The organism is Thalassotalea euphylliae, from assembly GCF_003390375.1.
GTDB classification, from domain to species: Bacteria; Pseudomonadota; Gammaproteobacteria; order Enterobacterales; family Alteromonadaceae; genus Thalassotalea_F; species Thalassotalea_F euphylliae_A.
Map to the genome: position 1 here is coordinate 3,812,162 of NZ_QUOT01000001.1, position 18,865 is coordinate 3,831,026.

At 42.4% G+C, this 18,865-nt stretch carries 13 protein-coding genes and 1 pseudogene; 3 read left to right on the forward strand and 11 right to left on the reverse strand.

Annotated elements, in window-relative coordinates:
- Positions 1 to 61: 61 nt before the first annotated feature.
- Positions 62 to 2,965, forward strand: coding sequence for an aminomethyl-transferring glycine dehydrogenase (gene gcvP / locus DXX94_RS16685; protein ID WP_116018603.1), 2,904 nt, complete (start codon positions 62 to 64; stop codon positions 2,963 to 2,965).
- A 360-nt stretch (positions 2,966 to 3,325) separates the two neighbouring features.
- On the opposite strand, the gene DXX94_RS16690 is transcribed toward gcvP, so the two are convergent.
- The 5 genes and pseudogenes from DXX94_RS16690 to DXX94_RS16715 all read right to left on the reverse strand — a co-directional run bounded on the left by DXX94_RS16690 (position 3,326) and on the right by DXX94_RS16715 (position 9,915).
- A protein-coding gene (locus DXX94_RS16690; protein WP_116013626.1) for an IS3 family transposase occupies positions 3,326 to 4,476 on the reverse strand; the annotation gives its coding sequence in 2 pieces (ribosomal slippage) (positions 3,326 to 4,230 and positions 4,230 to 4,476; 1,152 coding nt in all).
- 141 nt (positions 4,477 to 4,617) lie between these two features.
- Positions 4,618 to 5,795, reverse strand: a protein-coding gene (locus DXX94_RS16695; RefSeq protein WP_116016061.1) for an IS3 family transposase whose coding sequence is annotated in 2 segments (ribosomal slippage) — positions 4,618 to 5,528 and positions 5,528 to 5,795 — 1,179 coding nt in all. Because the reading frame shifts where the segments join, the coding sequence is not laid out codon by codon here.
- A gap of 738 nt (positions 5,796 to 6,533) precedes the next feature.
- Positions 6,534 to 6,779 (reverse strand): annotated as a pseudogene (locus DXX94_RS16705) (integrase core domain-containing protein); the annotation flags it as partial.
- A 334-nt stretch (positions 6,780 to 7,113) separates the two neighbouring features.
- Positions 7,114 to 9,000 carry a methyl-accepting chemotaxis protein gene (locus DXX94_RS16710; protein ID WP_116017629.1) on the reverse strand — a complete coding sequence of 629 codons (1,887 nt, stop codon included), beginning with the start codon at positions 8,998 to 9,000 and terminating at the stop codon, positions 7,114 to 7,116.
- Between the two features lie 525 nt (positions 9,001 to 9,525).
- Positions 9,526 to 9,915, reverse strand: a complete 390-nt coding sequence (locus DXX94_RS16715; RefSeq protein WP_116017631.1) for a VOC family protein — start codon at positions 9,913 to 9,915, stop codon at positions 9,526 to 9,528.
- 116 nt (positions 9,916 to 10,031) lie between these two features.
- Between DXX94_RS16715 and DXX94_RS16720 the strand changes: the two genes are divergently transcribed.
- A complete protein-coding gene (locus DXX94_RS16720) occupies positions 10,032 to 10,712 on the forward strand; it encodes a helix-turn-helix transcriptional regulator (RefSeq protein WP_116017633.1) in 681 nt (226 codons plus the stop codon).
- 216 nt (positions 10,713 to 10,928) lie between these two features.
- Here DXX94_RS16720 and DXX94_RS16725 read toward each other — a convergent pair whose 3' ends face one another.
- The gene (locus DXX94_RS16725; RefSeq protein ID WP_116017635.1) at positions 10,929 to 11,558 is read right to left on the reverse strand and encodes a PilZ domain-containing protein; all 630 of its coding nucleotides are present in this window, start codon (positions 11,556 to 11,558) and stop codon (positions 10,929 to 10,931) included.
- Between the two features lie 663 nt (positions 11,559 to 12,221).
- On the opposite strand from DXX94_RS16725, the gene DXX94_RS16730 reads away from it, so the two are divergent.
- Positions 12,222 to 12,731 carry a hypothetical protein gene (locus tag DXX94_RS16730; RefSeq protein ID WP_181901576.1) on the forward strand — a complete coding sequence of 170 codons (510 nt, stop codon included), beginning with the start codon at positions 12,222 to 12,224 and terminating at the stop codon, positions 12,729 to 12,731.
- A 182-nt stretch (positions 12,732 to 12,913) separates the two neighbouring features.
- Here the strand turns inward: DXX94_RS16730 and DXX94_RS16735 are convergent, their stop codons facing one another.
- From DXX94_RS16735 to DXX94_RS16755, 5 genes are all read right to left on the reverse strand, one after another.
- The gene (locus DXX94_RS16735; protein ID WP_116017637.1) at positions 12,914 to 14,044 is read right to left on the reverse strand and encodes an SMP-30/gluconolactonase/LRE family protein; all 1,131 of its coding nucleotides are present in this window, start codon (positions 14,042 to 14,044) and stop codon (positions 12,914 to 12,916) included.
- A 79-nt stretch (positions 14,045 to 14,123) separates the two neighbouring features.
- Positions 14,124 to 14,858 (reverse strand): putative quinol monooxygenase, encoded by a 735-nt coding sequence (locus DXX94_RS16740; RefSeq protein ID WP_116017639.1) that lies wholly within the window; start codon positions 14,856 to 14,858, stop codon positions 14,124 to 14,126.
- Between the two features lie 319 nt (positions 14,859 to 15,177).
- A complete protein-coding gene (locus DXX94_RS16745; RefSeq protein WP_116017641.1) occupies positions 15,178 to 16,068 on the reverse strand; it encodes a LysR family transcriptional regulator in 891 nt (296 codons plus the stop codon).
- A 247-nt stretch (positions 16,069 to 16,315) separates the two neighbouring features.
- On the reverse strand, positions 16,316 to 17,383 hold the full coding sequence (locus tag DXX94_RS16750; RefSeq protein ID WP_116017643.1) for a methionine synthase: 1,068 nt from the start codon (positions 17,381 to 17,383) through the stop codon (positions 16,316 to 16,318).
- A gap of 94 nt (positions 17,384 to 17,477) precedes the next feature.
- A complete protein-coding gene (locus DXX94_RS16755; protein ID WP_116018607.1) occupies positions 17,478 to 18,455 on the reverse strand; it encodes a DUF1852 domain-containing protein in 978 nt (325 codons plus the stop codon).
- Positions 18,456 to 18,865 lie beyond the last annotated feature (410 nt).

Below are 18,865 nucleotides of genomic sequence, written 5' to 3' on the forward strand. Positions count from 1 at the left end.
CCTGAACCCTGTTCGGGGCTTTCTTTTTTAAATACGTACGCAAATTTTAGTGAAGCTGTTTATGACTACTCAATCCCAAGCACAAGTAACGCTAAGTGATTTAGAACAAACTCAAGATTTTATTCGTCGCCACATTGGCCCAGATGAAGCGCAAACCAAGGCAATGCTTGCCGATATTGGCGCTGAGTCGATAGACGCGCTAATTGACGAAATTGTCCCCAACGATATTCGCCTAGCAGACTTGCCAGCGATTGAAGAAAGTAAAACAGAAGTAAAAGCACTAGCCGACTTAAAAGCGGTTGCGAGCAAAAACAAAGTCAATACTTCGTATATTGGCTTAGGTTATTACGGCACGTTAACACCAAACGTGATTTTGCGTAACGTATTGGAAAATCCAGGCTGGTATACCGCGTACACACCGTATCAACCAGAAATCGCGCAAGGCCGTTTAGAATCTTTACTTAACTACCAACAAATGTGTTTAGACCTAACCGGTTTAGACTTAGCGTCTGCGTCATTGCTTGACGAAGGTACAGCAGCAGCTGAAGCCATGGCATTGGCGAAGCGCGTTTCTAAAAACAAAAAATCGAACGCATTCTTTGTGGCTGAAGAAGTTTACCCACAAACGATTTCTGTTGTTAAAAACCGCGCGGAATTCTTTGGTTTTGACGTTATCGTAGCGCCTGCGGCCACCGTCGGTGAGCACGATGTCTTCGGTGCATTACTGCAATATCCGACAGCAACCGGTGAAATTGTTGATATCCGCCCATTAATTGAAGCAGTACAAGCGAAAAAAGGTATTGTTGCGGTCGCAGCTGATATCATGAGCTTGGTACTACTGAAAGCACCAGGCGAGTTAGGTGCAGACGTGGTGATTGGTTCAAGCCAACGCTTCGGTGTGCCAATGGGCTACGGTGGCCCACACGCGGCGTTCTTTACGACATCAGATAAGTACAAGCGCTCTATGCCGGGTCGTATTATTGGTGTTTCAAAAGACACCCGTGGCAACCAAGCACTGCGGATGGCGATGCAAACCCGTGAGCAGCACATTCGCCGCGAAAAAGCCAACTCAAACATTTGTACTGCACAAGTATTACTTGCCAATATGGCAGCGTTTTACGCGGTTTACCACGGCCCACAAGGCTTAAAAACCATCGCGAATCGCATTCACCGATTAACCGACATTTTATGTTTAGGTGCAGCAACTAAAGGCTTGCAAGCAATTCACGCCAACTACTTTGATACCTTAACCTTTAATACTGAAAACAAAACAGAGATTGTTGCTCGCGCACTAGCGGCAGACCTTAACTTACGCACTGACGTAGATGGTCAAATTTCAGTATCACTCGATGAAACCACGACACGTGAAGACGTTGCGGCATTATTTGATGTGTTATTAGGTGAAGGTCATGGTTTAGACGTAGCAGAGCTAGACGCGAAAATCGTCGATTGTGGTCACTCGTCAATTCCAGCGGAATTAGTCCGTGAGTCTGAAATTCTGTCGCACCCAGTATTTAACTCGTACCATAGCGAAACTGAAATGCTTCGCTATATCAAAAAACTAGAAAACAAAGACTTAGCGCTTAACCATTCAATGATTTCGTTAGGCTCTTGTACCATGAAGCTTAACGCGACAGCACAAATGATCCCTGTGTCGTGGCCAGAATTTGCCAATATGCACCCATTTGCGCCCGTTGACCAAGCACAAGGCTACGCAGAAATGATCGGCGAGCTTGATAAATGGTTAGTTGAGTTGACTGGCTACGATGCGGTTTCAATGCAGCCAAACTCAGGTGCGCAGGGTGAGTATGCTGGCTTAATTGCGATTCATAAGTATCACCAAAGTCGTGGTGAAGGCCACCGTAATATCTGTTTAATTCCATCATCAGCTCACGGCACTAACCCTGCGTCGGCGCAAATGGTCGGCATGAAAGTAGTAGTGGTTGATTGCGATAAAAACGGTAACGTTGATATGGCCGATCTGAAAGCGAAAGCGGAAGAAATGGCCGAAAACTTATCGTGTATTATGATCACTTACCCTTCAACGCATGGCGTTTACGAAGAAACCGTACGCGAAATTTGTGAAGTGGTTCATGATAACGGTGGTCAAGTATACCTTGATGGCGCCAACATGAACGCTCAAGTGGGTATTACGTCGCCGGGCTTTATCGGCGCAGATGTCTCGCACTTAAACCTACATAAAACCTTTGCTATTCCACACGGCGGCGGTGGCCCTGGTATGGGACCAATCGGGGTGAAATCTCACTTGGCACCTTTCTTACCAGATCACCCATTGATTAACGTTAAAGAAGGTACGCAAGGTAACGATGCTGTATCTGCCGCGCCATTTGGCTCTGCGGGCATTTTATGTATTTCTTACCTGTACATCGCCATGTTAGGTAAAAAAGGTGTAACCGATTCAACGAAATACGCCATCACTAACGCTAACTACTTAGCGAAAAAGCTCAGCGAGCACTTCCCAATTTTGTACACAGGTGCAAATGGCCGCGTTGCTCACGAATGTATTGTTGATATGCGCCCATTAAAAGAAGCGTCAGGCATTACTGAAATGGACGTGGCTAAGCGCTTAATGGACTACGGCTTCCACGCACCAACTATGTCGTTCCCTGTGGCGGGCACATTAATGATTGAGCCGACAGAATCAGAAAGCAAAGTCGAAATCGACCGCTTTATTGAAGCCATGGTGTGCATTCGCGATGAAATTCGCAAAGTCGAGCAGGGCGAGTGGACAGTAGAAGACAACCCACTTCACAATGCACCGCACACGCTAGCGGATATCACAGATGCTGGTTGGGATAGAGCCTACACAGTTGCAGAAGCAGTATTCCCAGTACCAGCGGCTGCCGCCAACAAATTCTGGCCAACAGTAAATCGCATAGATGATGTTTATGGCGATCGCAATTTGGTGTGTTCTTGCCCAAGTATTGATAGTTATAAAGATTAGTTAACTAATTGATCAGGACAATTGAAGTTGGAAACTAGGTAATTGTAGTTGGAAACAGCAAATCTAGTTGGAAACTATCAAAATGAAAAAGCGAGTGCTATGAAGCTCGCTTTTTTTATGCCACGCCAGTTTTAATTTACTCGACGGTTAGAACAATTCATCTATAAAATTAGGGTAATTTACCTAATTCTAATTAACGCATAATCATTTCGGTCTTGTGTGGTTAATCTCGCCGAGAATGAGAGTTTTCTCGGTATTCTCATTTAGAGCGAAATTATCATTTCCAATTGCTTGAAAAAAATGAGTTACATCCAATATATTTTTGGGCTGGGTGAGAATTATTGAATCGACCAGACTACCCTAGACGTTTTCTTGATTCATAAAATAGGTTTTATCATAGTCAGTTGGAGACTGATTATTTAGATAACCATGTTTACGTTTGCTGTTATAAAACATTTCGATGTAATCGAAAATATCTTCCTTAGCTTTTTCTCTATTTTTGTATTTTCTTCGCTTGATCCGTTCACGTTTTAGCAACTGAAAGAAGCTCTCAGCAACAGCATTATCATGGCAGTTACCTCTACGACTCATACTGAGTGATAAATTATGCTCAGCAGCAAATCGTTGCCAGTCATAACCTGTAAATTGGCTGCCTTGATCGGAATGTATAATAACCGTTTGCTTAGGTTTTCTTCGCCATACAGCAGCGAGTAATGCACTTAAGACTAAATCAGTATGCATCATCGATTGCATCGACCAGCCAACGACTTGCCGAGAAAACAAGTCGATAACTACGGCTAAATAGAGAAAGCCTTCGTGCGTATCAATATAAGTGATATCAGTTACCCAAGCTTGATTTGGCTGTACTACATCAAACTGTCGTTTTAACTGGTTATCTGCGACCACAGAAGGCTTAGTGCCATAGTTGCCTTTGCGCTTCTTATAGCCGACTTGAGCTTGAATGCCTGATAACTGCATTAATCGATGAACTCTATTCTTTGAGCAAACTTCACCTAAATCCAACATATCACTTTGAATTTTGCGATAACCGTAAACGCAGCCGCTTTCAAGCCAAGACTGTTTGATTAAACCCGTTAAGCGCTTGTCATCCTTAGCTCGCTTGGATTCTGGCTTTTGCAACCAAGCATGAAAGCCACTGCGGTGAACTTGCAACGCTTGGCACATCAGCTTTATGGGGTATTGGTTGAGCCGAGACTTTATGAACGTGTACTTTTCTTTGACTCGCCCGCAAAGTACACGGCGGCTTCCTTTAATAGATCACGTTCTTGTTGAGTACGCTTTAGTTCTTTCTCAAGCGCTTTAATACGCTTTTCTTGCTCGGATAATTCTTGGTAGTGTTCGCTGTTACTGCCATAGCGTTTTAACCAGATATAAAGACTATTTGTCGAGATATCTAACCGTTCTGCAACGCTTGCAACGGAGTGACCTTTTTCAGTCACTTGCTTAACGGCCTGAACCTTAAATTCTTCGGGAAATCTTTTAGCGCTCATTCATCCTCCTAGGACACAAAGTTTACAACTTATTTGTGTCTAGGAAAATCTGGTCGATTCATCAATTCAATAAATATATTATCTAATACAATCTAAATTTGTACGGTAGTTTCAATTTGTACAGGGAATGAAGTGTAGTGGTCAACTTAAATTGGCCACGGTTTTGTATTCAAGCCAGTATCTTTTCTCTGACTCATTTGGGGTTAAACCAGCATTGTAGTGATGCGGCCTAACTGAGCTGTAATAACCAACAATATAGTGTGTTATTTCAGCTCTAGCTTCAGTAAAGGAACGGTAACCCGTTGTGGGTATCCATTCTGTTTTTAAACTTCTAAAGAATCGCTCCATCGGGCTATTATCCCAACAATTACCACGGCGACTCATGCTTTGCTTTATCTGACAACGCCATAGCAATTGACGGTAGCTTCGGCTGGTGTAATGCGTCCCTTGGTCGCTATGGAACATCACACCTTTAGGCTTACCACGCATCTCATAAGCCATCATCAGTGCTTTGCTCGTCAATGCTGTATCAGGCGATAGAGACATTGCCCAACCAATCGGTTTTCTCGCAAATAAATCAATAACAACTGCTAAATAAGCCCAGCGATTGCCAACCCAGATATACGTAACATCACCGCACCAAACCTGATTCGGCTTAACCACATCAAACTGCTGATTGAGATGGTTAGGTATCGCCACATGCTCTTGATTTACTTTTCTATAACGGTGCTTCGGTAACTGGCAACTCACCAAGCCTAAACGTTTCATATAGCCTGTCGCCCTGAAACGTGAAATATCATAGCCACGGTCTATCGCTATCGTGGATATTGTACGAGAACCCGCTGCGCCATTACTTTCACGGTGGATTTGCTTAACGACAGCGATTTCTTTTAATTGCTTGCTATTCGGCTTCTTAGAGCGCTTATTCCAATACTTAAAGCTACTGCGATGAACATTAAATGTTTGGCAAATGGTGAATTCCGCATAGCTCTCTTTGAGTCGTTTAATTAGTTTAAATTGTTCATCGAGTCCGACATCAAGAGAGCGGTAGCCTTTTTTAGAATTTCCTTTTCTAATTCAATGCGTTTTATCTTTTTCTCAAGCTCTTTAATCTTACACTGCTCTGGTGTCATTGGGCTGGCTTTGCTGGTGATGCCTTTGCGTTCATTACGAAGCTGACGCACCCACTTATCCATTGTCGACTTACCAACGCTCATCGCTTCTGCTGCTTCTCGAACGGAATAACCTTGATCAACAACTAATTGAGCAGCTTCTAACCGAAATTCTGGTGTGAAATTACGTTTGCCTGTTCTTGTCATTTTGTCACCTAATCAATTTTATGAGGTGATGATACCACCTCTAACTAGGTGGCCAAATTTGTTATACCACTACATGATGAATCACCGAAAAGAATACGTTGAAAGAGACAGTTCTCAAATTTGATGCGCCGACTGTTGTGTTTGGGAATTTGATTGAAGCTAACAAGAAAATGAACAAAGGCTAAAGAACAATGTTAGATAAATAAAATTTCTAAGAGAGTACGTACATATGTATATCTCCCCTAGAATACGGACTGAACGAAGCACAGAATACAGCGGTAAAGTGGAGAATCATGATTACCAAATGTATCTTGTCACCAACGACATTGATTATACAAAAACCAAAGTGGAATTTGTTTGGAACCTCCTGTTTTGGCTGGTCAAGATGTAGTGGATAAACCAGCAAAAATTATCAAAGGTTGGAAATTGAATAGATGGTTAGGATTGTTTAGGCTAGCTATACAAGCTCTGTAGCCATGTTTCCAACTTGAATTGGATATGTACTTGGAGAAGCAGCAACTAAAACATTCAAAGTATCCAACTACAATGTCTCAGACCCTACTTGGGAGACCTTTGAAAATACTGGGGGTTTTTTCCAACTAGATTTGACCTGATCACTAATGTTGGTGACTAACAATAAAGTTTGTGACCGTTTTAATGAAGTTTGTGACTGTAATTAAGTGTACTAGCTTAGACTTGATCTGACAGTTACCCGTTTTTCAATCGGTGACTGTCAGTTTAGATTTGAGCTACATTCTTCTCAGCCCAAATCGATTTTCCATCAAGTAATGTTTCAAATGGCGTTTTGCCACAACACATTTTTCCCTGATGGGTTCGCTCATTATTGTAATAAGCCATCCATTCGTCCAGATCTTTTTGTAGTTCTTCAAGTGAGCTGTATAGCTTTTTACGGAGTGTAACCTGATAGAACTCATTAAGTATCGTTTTGTGGAATCTCTCGCAGATGCCACTGGTTTGAGGTGACTGCTTAATAAACAGGTGCTTAGTTGAATGATTGTCAAACGTAAAAAGACAATAAAGTCGTTGGCATGTGCTACTCCAAAACGAATATTGTGCTTATATGGTTAAATTCAGAATTAAACAGGGTCAGATCCGATTTATATCCAGCTTATCCAGCGAGCTACTTTCTAACTCATGCGCTAAAGTGGGTAAAGCGTTGGTTTTCTATGGTGCAAAGCGATCGGTCGAGGTAACTTGACTGTTGCCAACGCTTGCAGCTTCCTTATTAAATGGCATTGTAACTTTGTTTATTAGATTACAATGCCACTAAATATAACGATTAAGGTAGATAGCCTATCTAATGCTGCACTTTAAAGTGCGAAAGCTCGGTTTTTTGTGCTTCTGATAACTGCGAAAGTTCTGTTGAGGCTTGCAGGGTTTGGTTAACTGCTGAAACATTTTGCTGCACTAAATCAAACGCTTGTGTGGTTGTTCGTGAAATATCTTGGGTTACGCTTTGTTGTTCTTGTGAGGCAGTTGCTACTAAGGTGTTTACCTCTGAAATAGATTCAACTGCTGTTGAGATATCTTCAAACGCCACTTTAATTTGGTCTGCTAGTACTACCGATTTTGCGATCAGCTCAACATTTTGTTCCATATTTTGGCTAGCTTTTTGTGATTGGGATTGCAGCTTTTCAATCAGGTTTTGAATGCTCACTGTTGACTCTTGTGTTTTTGACGCTAGGTTTCGTACTTCATCGGCAACTACCGCGAAGCCTCGTCCGTGTTCGCCTGCGCGAGCAGCCTCAATAGCAGCATTAAGCGCCAGTAGGTTCGTTTGCTCTGAAATACTGTTAATAACATCGGTAACGCTGCCAATTTCTACCGCGAAGTCTTGCAGCTCTTGGGTTAATTGTGCTGATTCTGCAACCGATGCATCAATATCGCTTGATAAGATAATGTTTTCTTCCAGTGTTGCTTTACCCGTTGCAACGTTAGCTTGTGCGTCGTTTGCTCGCTCTTCGGCAATGATGGCTTTGTCACTCACTTCGTTAGAGGTACATGAAAGCTCGTGAATCGCTGTTGATATTTGTTCAACCTGTGCCATTTCTTGCTGCGCATTATTTAGGGTATGGCCCATCACAGCATTTAGCTCTTGCGAGGCTGAGGCAACATTTTCAGAAATTGCATGTGAGTTTCGAATTAGGTCAGAAAGCTGATTCGATAGATTTACAAGCGACAAGTAAATACCCGTTTCCTTGCCTGTTTGTTCTAGTGTTTGGGAAAAGTCACCTGAGGCCATTTCTGCCATTAGCGATTCAATCTCGGCGGGTGCGCCGCCCACAGGTGTAAGCACAAGCTTTTGCAGTAATACTTGTAGCACGATAACGGCAATAGCTAAGCATGCTAAGCCAATGATCAAATCAATGATAAGTTGCGAGTCTGCCTTTTCTGTAATAGCGCTGTCTTTTACGAAAGACACAAATGACCAGTTGTTAACCTCTAGTTCAGTCCAAAATGCGGTGAAATCAATATTATCGCCGGCGACATTTGCTGTGTAAGAAAGTATTGGGTTTTGTTGATTAAATTGCTGATAAAGCGGGCGCTCAGTAAAAATATTTTTGCCCAGAAATTCGGGGTAGGGAGCAACTAAAATGGTTCCTTGCTGAGTGTACATAAACATGTTTTTGGCATTGGCAAGTGAGCCCAATACCGCATCGAGCTTAATGTTAGAAAGAATCGCAAATGAGCGATTAATTCTGTGTGCCATACCAAGTACTTGCTCCCCCGATACCGCAGAGTTAAAAGGCGCAGAAATATAGAAATCTTGCCCTTGTTCAAAAATAGCGCGGTAATATTCACGGTTAAGTTGCTTTACGTTGAAGCTTTGCAATTCGCCTTTTGTGTCGTAAATATCACCATTCTCTCTAAACAGGTAAATACCATCGCTAATATCACGTTGGATATTTTCAATTGTGGCTAATTGCGAAGTAAGGTGGGCAGATAGCGTATTGGATAAAACATCACTTTCGGTTAACGTTATTGCAGAAATCGTGTCTTTGTAGGCACTAAACCTTTCAATTAATACTGATTCGGTCGTGGCATTTTGTTCTTTTAAGATTGCTCTATTAAGCGAAACACTCTCATTTTTGAACGTGTTGTAACTCAGGGTTACCAATAGCGCGATAATCGCGACGATGATGACACCTAATGAGCCAATTAAATGTAATTTAAATTTTTGCATAACTACCCCGAACTAAGGTTTTGTCTGTTGTAAATAAGCTTGTATTAAGCAGTAATGCCTCTTTCACGAGCGACATTGAATAAATTCAATTTTATCTCTTTGCCGCATCGAATATTCAAACCTATTGCGATATTAATAAGGCTAGCTATTCAAGCCAATAAGAACCGTTACCAAGTAAACTAAATATAGTATTTGAGGGGGAGTGTTCAGGTATGTGACGAGGCAACACAGATAATTGACCTAAACTGGTTTGGTTACTACCAAATAGATAGGTCGGTTAATCACCAATAAAACAGATATTCCAAACCGCTATACCTTATTCCCCAAAAAAAGCGACGCAATTATAACTAAACAAATGTAAACAGAGTGTTGGTAAAGTGTTATTTAATTGATGAAGTATGGTTGGCTTTGATTTGCTAGAGCCCTGCCTATAAATCATTTTGGCAAAAGCTAGCTAACACGGCAAGCAGAGTTTTATCGAATGTTAAAAAATTGTGGCCAATATAAATTGGCCACCGATAGGATTTAACCTTCCACAATACAATAAGCATTCAACTTATTGCCGTCTAAATCACGAAAGTAACCCGCATAAAAGCCTTGATTAGCATCTTCTGGCCTAAAGCCCGGTTTACCTTCACATGTTCCGCCTAACTCAAGTGCTTTTTGGTAGACAGCGTTAACTTCTTCTGGCGTTTTCACTTCCAGTGCAACCATAGTACCGTTGCCAACACTTGCAGGTTTTTTATCAAATGGCAGGCTTACAGCCAAACCGCTGCCATCTTGGGTTTGTGACCATGCAACAAAGTAGTTTGGCTCTTCCATAAAACGAGTTGCGCCAATGGTTGCAAGTAATTCATCGTAGTAAGCACTGGCTTTATTTAAATCTGCTGTGCCTAAGGTTACATAACCGATCATTTTTATTTCTCCTTATTTAATGACTTCGAATTGATTATAGATATTGACTACTGACATCTAGTGTCAGTAGTGTTTGATTACACTAGTTAGGTGACAGATTAGACAATGAAATAGCGATGCGAAAAGCAGAAAGGCTTAATGAAATTGTTCAATACCTCAGGCGAATGCATCATGCCGTAACGGCCGATACGCTGGCCGAGCAGTTTGAGGTAAGCGCTCGTACTCTCTATCGGGATATACAAGACTTACAAAGCGCGGGGGTTCCCATACTCGGTGAAGCAGGCGTGGGGTATGTGATTGATAAAACCTATCACCTCTCGCCAATCATGTTTGATGCGAAAGAAATCGAAGCGATAGCATTAGGAATCGGTATGGTCAGTAACTGGACTGATGAAAAATTTGCCGAAAAAGCGCAAAGTGCCTTTCAAAAAATACAAGCGACCTTATCCGCACCAATGCTTAACGAGTTAGCGCAAATAGCGACGTTTTCCGCGCCTAGTCACTATAAAATTCCATGGGAAGTCGATTTTTCTGAACTTCGAGAGTGTATTAGGCGCAAGCAACTGATTCGCTTTGATTATCTCGATCTTAATGAATCACTCACACAGCGCACAGTGCGGCCACTAGCGCTGACCTCATTTAGCCCTGTATGGTTACTAACGGCTTGGTGTGAGTTAAGAGAGGATTTTCGGAATTTTCGCATCGATCGAATTTCTGATTTTACGCCGCTTAATGAACACTTTCGGGATGAGAAAGACAAAAGTTTTCAAACGTATTTGGCGAAAGTTAAGTATTAATTAGCGCTAGAACAAGATTAGAACTTCGCAAGCAGCCGGTAACACTGAATATTAGCCAAGCCATCACAACATGGAATATCTCCTATGTTATGACAACACTAGCATTACATTTTAAAACCTTTGAGCTCTTATCGCCTAACTTCAGAACTATTCTGGGGCAATGCACTCGCTTGCACTACCCAAAAATTTAAAGAGCTAGATTATTTCCTGTTGAGCTCAGTACTCTGGTAGCAGGCTTTTAGGTTTATTTAGCATTTGATGAGCAGAGTATAAGTATTCTCGTAAGGTGCGGTTTCCTTGCTGGCTCATATCATCTAGCTCAAACGCTACCGTTCCGGGGTTGATATAGCGACTGAAGCGACCGTTGAGTGGTATTTTCGGGTGCTCAGGAATTTTAAGGTAAATATCCTCTAATTCAGTTGGTAATTCGATTTCAGTGTCCGATGCCTGCAACGATAACCCTGAAAAAGAAATATCTCGCAGCTTGTAGGGTAGTGGTTGTCCTTGACGATCAATAAGTATAAGTTCCTGTTTTGGAATTAAACGCCAAGAACGGTCGTGTGTACCTTTTTCGAATATTTGTGGCGGTGCAAACGCCATCGAGTCCAAGCCTTGCTCGTCAGTATTAAACTCGATAGGAAAAAACAAACGATGATTACCGTATTGTGCGACCACGCCAACGCTGTCAGCTTTGCTAAAGTGCTTGAAAAAGCTGAGCTCGGCATTAGTGACGAACACTTCTGAGTCGTTCAGAGGACCGTCATTTTCATTTGATTCGTGTTCTAAGCCAGCAATGAAGTCCAATTCTTGCTGATTGATCACGACATTGTGATTCGTTTTATCCATATCCTATCCCTGTTATTTGGTGCAAAACTTTTATCTGAGGCACTCAACGCATATTAGGGCACACGTAATACCTTCCTTTCGTTGCAAGTCAATAACAGTTGTTACTTGGTAACACTTATAAGTAATACTGTTATCTTGCTGCGTCGGTTCATAATCGCCATATTTACCAACTAGTGATCTTCGAACAGGTAAATATTGGCCGTCGTTGATGCCAAAATATTCCTTTATCTCGGTAGCAAACTTAGCAACCCATTTTGATTAAAAATGACTCGCCAAGGTTAAAATATATACTGCAAAATAAATATATTAAAAACAAGTGATTATGTTTTTTCTTGGCGCAAGCATAAAGTTAGCTGGCTGGTTCTACACATAGTTAGGCAAAGAGCTGGCTGCCGCGAGCCCATAGTTAAGTTAATGTCGGAGATCGGGAGTAAATACTGAGCCAATCTACTTTTCTTCATTGTGAAGGCTGAGGTGGTAGGTTTAGATCGTTGGTTTTATTGCTAGCCAATGTTGGTATAAGGCTAGTGATATGCAAAAATTGGCGATTAATTTGAGCTGGCGGCTATGCATTGATGCATATATGGGCGATTTAACAGTGAAGCTGATGTAAGCTTTCCACCTATTTTGTTCCTCATCGCTAGCCTTACGAAGGAGAAAAAGTTGTCATCAAAATTAAGGTTAATTTGGTCAGCACTTGTTGCATTTGTCTTTTATTTTGCTTGGGCGTATTGGGCTAATAACATCGAAGGGATTGATCGCGAAACTGTTCTACGTGCGGCTTTTGTGCAAGCGAGTTTTAGCGCTTCTGTTACGCTAGTTTTTACCTTTGTACTGGAAAAAGCGGTGGCTAAATTTGGCGGTAGTTGTTTCTCTTTAGTGTTTATCGTGCCCGTGCTTTGCTCGGTGCACTCGAAAACTCGCCACAACCTTGCCATTTTAAATACCTTTAATGAGGCATTAGATGCCGCCGCAACTCACTTAAAAGGCAAGTGTGTTACTGGCAGCCTGCTTGCGCCTTTGGTACCTCTTTCGGTGCAGGCGAGTTTGGTGATTATGGTGAACGTTATTAATCAAACACCTAATTTATGGCTAACGGTAGCGCCGAGTATCTTTTTTAGCGCGTTATATGGTTACAGCTACACCTTTACCTTGTTAAAGCAGCGAAATTAAAGCTGCGAAGTTAAAAAGCGGATCTGAAGGGAGTTCTAATCTGCCGTGATTTATTTCAGCCTCGCTTGGGAATTCTTAAAGCGTTAAGCTCCTTTTCCTTTACTTAACGCTTAAACGCTTAATATTTCGACATTTAAAAGCTAGCGCTAACACCTAGTGCAAAGACGTTTTGTGTTAATGACTTAATCGTTTAAATTAATAACCGAAATAGTCACTGGCATATCCGGCGTTGTATTAACCATATTCGGGGCACCAAAGGCTGCGTCAAAGTTATTCACATAAGCTTTATTACCACGCACAATCACTTCGCCGGGGGCATCTAATTCACCATTGGCACCATCGGTATTACCGTTTTTAGCCAGTAATGCTAGCGAACCGTCTAAATCTATTCGGTAAACCGCATTGTCGAACAAGTCGGTAATATAGAGCGCTTGCGTGCGGCTATCCCAGTGAATGCCATCATTTGCTACCATACCTTCTGCAAATAGTGTCGAGCTTAACTTGTTACCATTTTCATCTTGAGTAGTTTTGATTACGCTGCCATCTTCCATAATACCTGTGTACATATTGCCTTGAGTATCGAATGTTAAACCGTTGGCACCAAAACCTAAGCTACCGTTTGATGTGAAAGTGTCAAACAAGTGTTGGTCATGTGTTTGTGCATTTTTGTAGGCAGAAAATTGTAGTGGGTTTGCTGCGCTTAGTTCACTAATGTTCACTTTGTAGACGCCACTTGTAGTAGATTTGCCTTGCTCAGTGGCAAGTACAGTATCGCTAACGTAAAGGTCGCTACCATACCATGCTATCGCGTTAGGAAATGCTAAGCCTTTGGCAACTACGTCTACACCAACGGCTTTACCTTCACTAACATTAACTCGTAAAATTCGAGACTCACCACCTGCCCAGAGCTGCATATCGGCGATATAAATATTGCCGTCTGGCCCTTTCGCTAATCCCATAGGTACGACTGTTCCGCTGGTTGGCTCCATATCTTGCGGTTTAAAGGTGTACCAAGTAGTGACCTTATCATTGGCATCGATCATGCCAATTACAGGTGTTGCTGGCTTGGCGACCAGCCCTTGCTTAACGAATGCGTCGTTATGCAAGTTGGGTGACGTAAACAGCACATTATTGTAGGCATCTAAAGTAAAACTGGCTGGTGAGTTATAGTTGTCAGGCAATTTCGCCAGTAATTGCGATGGTGGCAATGGCTCACTGTTTGTTGTTGATAATTGCTCGGCTGTTACCGAACAGGCGGAAATACTCAGCAGTGTTAACGACACTGCGGTCGCTTTTAGAAATTGTTTCATCATGTCTCTCTTGAAGTTTGATAGCAGTTAGCGCTTTTCTTCATGGAAGGTAACCGCTAGCTGCGTTAATTAGGGGGGCAAGCTACTTGGCAAAACCGCCAAGTGGTTTAAGTAGCACTGGTGAGATGGCCGCGTGGCGATCTCTTACCTCTGCGGGTAGATTGCCCAAATGCACCATACGCGTTGGTGTGGCGGCTGCCATCCAACGCTCGGCGTGTGCATCCCAGTTGTCGATATGGGTGTGGCAGGCTTCAACATCTTTAAAGCGCTCATAAACTAAGATGTCACCGTCGTCAGAAAGGTAGTATTGATAATTTAGCGTACCCTCTTCGGTTTCGGCACGTGCAATTTGTGAGTTCATTACTGCTTTGAATTCTTCTAGCATACCTTCGTTGAGCTTGGCTTCGACAATCCAGCCATAGTTTTCAAAGGTGGTGTTGCCATCAACCTTGATTTCGCTACCTTCGGCATCTTCACGAGCAAAGCCAGCGAGTGGTTTTAGCCATAGTGGTGAAAGTGCAGCGTGGCGTGCACGAACATCGTCAGGCAAGTTACCAAGGTGCAACATACGGGTGGCATCGGCTGCCGCTAACCAGCGTTCGGCATGGGCGTCCCAATTTTCGATATGCTCATGAGAAGCATCAGCAAACCGTTCATACACCAAGATATCGCCAGCGTCCGACATATAGTATTGATAGTTAAAGGTGCCGTTTTCGGTAAGCGCTTGGTTTACCTGTGAGTTCATCACGGCTTTAAAATTTTCTAACTCACCTTCTTTAAGTTTTGCCTCAACAATCCAACCAAAGTTATTAAACATTTTCACTCTCCTAAAATTAAAAGGAATTAACACGCCCTCATGGGTGACTAACCGACAGCAAATGCTGATTAATCAGTGATGAAAATATTAATTATCTTTCTATGTTTTGATAATTGGCGCCAAAGAAGAATCTTTATATAGAAAAAATTGATAATAGGTGTGGTTTTATCAACTTGAGGACGAAAGCAAAGAACCGTTATTTAGAAAGAGCAGGGGAGTTAGTTGGTTTAATTAATTTGGACAAGCTAATTGAGGTAAGCCAACTCAGACTAACTAATTTAGGCTAGCTAATTTAAGCTAATAATCGAAATTAACTAACTTAGATTAAATTAGGGTTGTCTTTGAAGTAATCAATAAAGTAGTCGATAAATGCCCGCACTTTAGGCGCAACTAATCGGGTATTGGGGTATAGTGCCCAAATATCGGTTGAACTCTTGAGTGGATAGTCACTTAGAATTTCAACCAGCTCACCTGCATTAAGTTTTTCATAAGAGCACCAAGTTGAGGTGATTGCAATGCCTAAGCCTGCGGCGCAAGCATCACGTACAGCTTCGCCGTTATCAACGCGCAGTACGGTATTTGTTTTGATATTTTTGGTTCCCTGTTTTGCAGCAAATTGCCAAACTTCTAAACCAAATAAATTAACACTTTGGTGGTGGGTTAAGTCTTCGGGAGTTTGTGGTATGCCATGCTGCTCCAAGTATTTTGGCGAGGCGACAATTTTACGATTGTCTTGTGCAAGCTTCCTTGCTTTTAAACTCGAGTCGTTAAGGGCGGCGTCACGAATGGCAATGTCGAAACCGCCCTCAACTAGGTCGACAATGTTGTCACTAAGCCTTAAGTCTATTTTCAGTTTTGGGTATTGTGCCATAAAGCCCGACAAGCCCGGCATAATATGCATGCGGCCAAACGATGCTGGCGCGGTAATTCTTAATGTGCCGGAAGGAGCTAAGCTACCACTGCCTACTGACGAGCGATCCACATCAACGTTGGCAAGGATCTCTTCAGCGATTGGCAATAAGGTTTCCCCCTCGTCGGTTAAGGACACTTTGCGCGTTGTTCGGTGCATTAAGCGCACCCCTAACGATTCTTCAAGTTTGCTAATATGAGCACTTGCTACCGCAGGCGATAAGCCAAACTCACTGCCAGCCATACTGATATTGTGGGTTGCTGCAACGCGAACGAAAAGTTTTAAATGATCAATATTCATGCTGGCTACTTGTACCCGTAAATTAATTTCGATTAATCAACTAGATATTAATGAGTATAGTGTGGTGATGCTAGATTGAATTACTGTTAGCTAAATATGAAGAACAATTGTTTAGCAAGACAAGCGAGGCAAGTGAATTAAAAGCCTCGCGATTATTTTGATTTCAAACAGGTGCAGCTATTTGGCTTGGTGTTGTGTAGCTTGTCCTTAACTTTTACTTCACCAGCTAATTTAGCTTATGCGCTTGTTATAGGCCGGCTTTACTTGAAGCCCGCTTTGCTTGAAACTGGCTTTTAAGCTCTTCCCTAACAATTGCAGCGCCCGCACTTAATGCTTTTAGCTTAGCGTTAGCAACTTCGCGTGGAAGTGGTGCCATACCGCAATTAGTGCAAGGGTAGAGCTTGTCGGCATCAACGTAGTCAAGGGCGCTGCGCAGAGTTTCGGCGACTTCCTCTGGAGATTCAATGGTGTTGGTGGCAACGTCAATGGCACCAACCATCACCTTTTTACCGCGAATTAATTCCAGTACTTCGAGTGGCACACGACCGTTGTGGCATTCAAGCGAAATAATATCAATACTTGATTGTTGCAAACTCGGGAAAGTCGCTTCGTACTGGCGCCATTCATCGCCTAAGGTTTTCTTCCAGTCAGTGTTTGCTTTAATGCCATAGCCATAGCAAATATGTACCGCAGTTTCGCAATTTAAGCCTTCAATGGCGCGCTCTAAGCATTTAATACCCCATTCGTTCACTTCGTCAAAAAATACGTTAAACGCAGGTTCGTCAAATTGAATAATATCGACACCAGCTGCTTCCAGTTCTTTGGCTTCTTCGTTTAGGGCTTTGGCAAATTCCCACGCGAGTTTTTCGCGGCTTTGATAATGCGCGTCATACAGGGTGTCGACCATGGTCATTGGCCCAGGCAGTGCCCACTTGATTGGCTGGTTAGTTTGCTGGCGCAAGAATTTAGCGTCATCGACAAATACTGGTTTAGTGCGGCTTACAGGGCCTACAACCGTTGGAACGCTGGCATCGTAGCGATTGCGAATGCGCACGGTTTTACGTTTTTCAAAGTCGACACCGCTTAAATGTTCAATAAAGGTGGTGACAAAGTGCTGGCGGGTTTGTTCGCCGTCGCTAACAATATCAATACCCGTAGTTTGCTGTTCTTGCAGGGTTACGCGCAAAGCATCTTGTTTGCCGTCAGTTAATGCTGTGCCGGATAGTTTCCAAGGTGACCAAAGTTGCTCAGGCTCTGCCAGCCAAACGGGTTTCGGTAAACTGCCTGCGGTTGATGTGGGTAATAGTGTTTTCATAAAAATAATATCTACTTCTTTGTTGTTTTATTTTCGGCTTATTGCTATGCGCTTTTACTCGCTAGAAGCGCTAAGTTGCTAAACCGCAAGGTGGCTAAACCGAATAGTTGGCAGCCCAATTTTCAAGTACGCCTTGGTAGGGTTTAATAAAGTGCTGTTCGGCAAACTTTCCTTGTTCAATTGCTAGTCTGCTGCGCTCTTCACGGTCATACACTATTTGCGTTAACGAATGGTCGCGGTTTTTAAGGTTTGGCTGATAGCGTTTACCTGCTGCTGCATTGGCGTTGTAAATTTCTGGGCGATAGATTTTTTGGAAGGTTTCCATGGTGCTAATCGTGCTGATCAATTCAAGGTTGGTATAGTCATTTAGCAAATCACCAACAAAGTAAAAAGCAAACGGTGCAACGCTATTCGGCGGCATAAAATAACGTACCTGTAAGCCCATTTTTTCGAAGTACTGCTCGGTTAACGACGACTCATTCGGCTGGTATTCAACACCCAATACAGGGTGCTGATTTTCGGTGCGATGATAGGTTTTGTTGTCAGATACGCTTAAGCAGATGACTGGTGGCTTGTTAAAGTGTTGCTGATAGGCGTCTGAGCTTAAAAAGTACTGAAATAGCTTGCCGTGTAAATCACCAAAGTTATTTGGGACGCTAAATTGTGCTTGGTCTTTATTGTGGTTCAGCAGCAGTACACTGAAGTCGTAATCGCGCACATAAGAAGAAAAGTTATTGCCAACAATGCCTTCAATGCGCTCACCTGTTTGATGGTCAAGAATATTGGTTTTTAACACCTCTATCGACGGAAATATTTCATCGCTTGTGGTTACTGTCATATCCACAGAAATAATCTCAAGTTCGACACTGTAGCGATCGCCGTTTGGGTTGTCCCAGTTGGCTAGGGCATTAAAACTGTTATCAATCATCTTTAGGGCATTACGTAAGTTGGCTTGACGATGGGCTCCGCGAGCTAAATTGGCAAAGTTAGTGGTTAAACGAGTGCTGTTTGCTGGTTGGTAGTTTTCGTCAAAGCTGATGCGTTTGATGCTGTAGTTAAAATCTGTAGTCATGATGATTGATACTCGCCAGTTAAAATATTGGTTAAGGTGCACGTTACTTTTCTTGTGTCATGGCGAAACTTCACTAGGAAACATTACTAGAAAGTAAGCCTTCGCTAAGTAATCGCTGTTAGCTATTTTTATACTGGCTTAACGAGATGAATAAAAATGAAGATACTTCATGAAAAGATGAGCTGATTTCATAATGCTGATTGTTAGCGGCTTTCAGGTGAGCTTACTTCGGGCTTGTTACCGATATTTTTTGTTTGGCTTACAAGGTTTTTAAACTAAGTAGCTCAACTAATATACTTCATCTTACAAGCTACGTTTTAGCTGCTAACAGCTTGTGCTTAACATACAACAGTGTTTTTGATACATCGTACTTAAACCCAATGATTTTCAGAATATACAAACTGATTAGC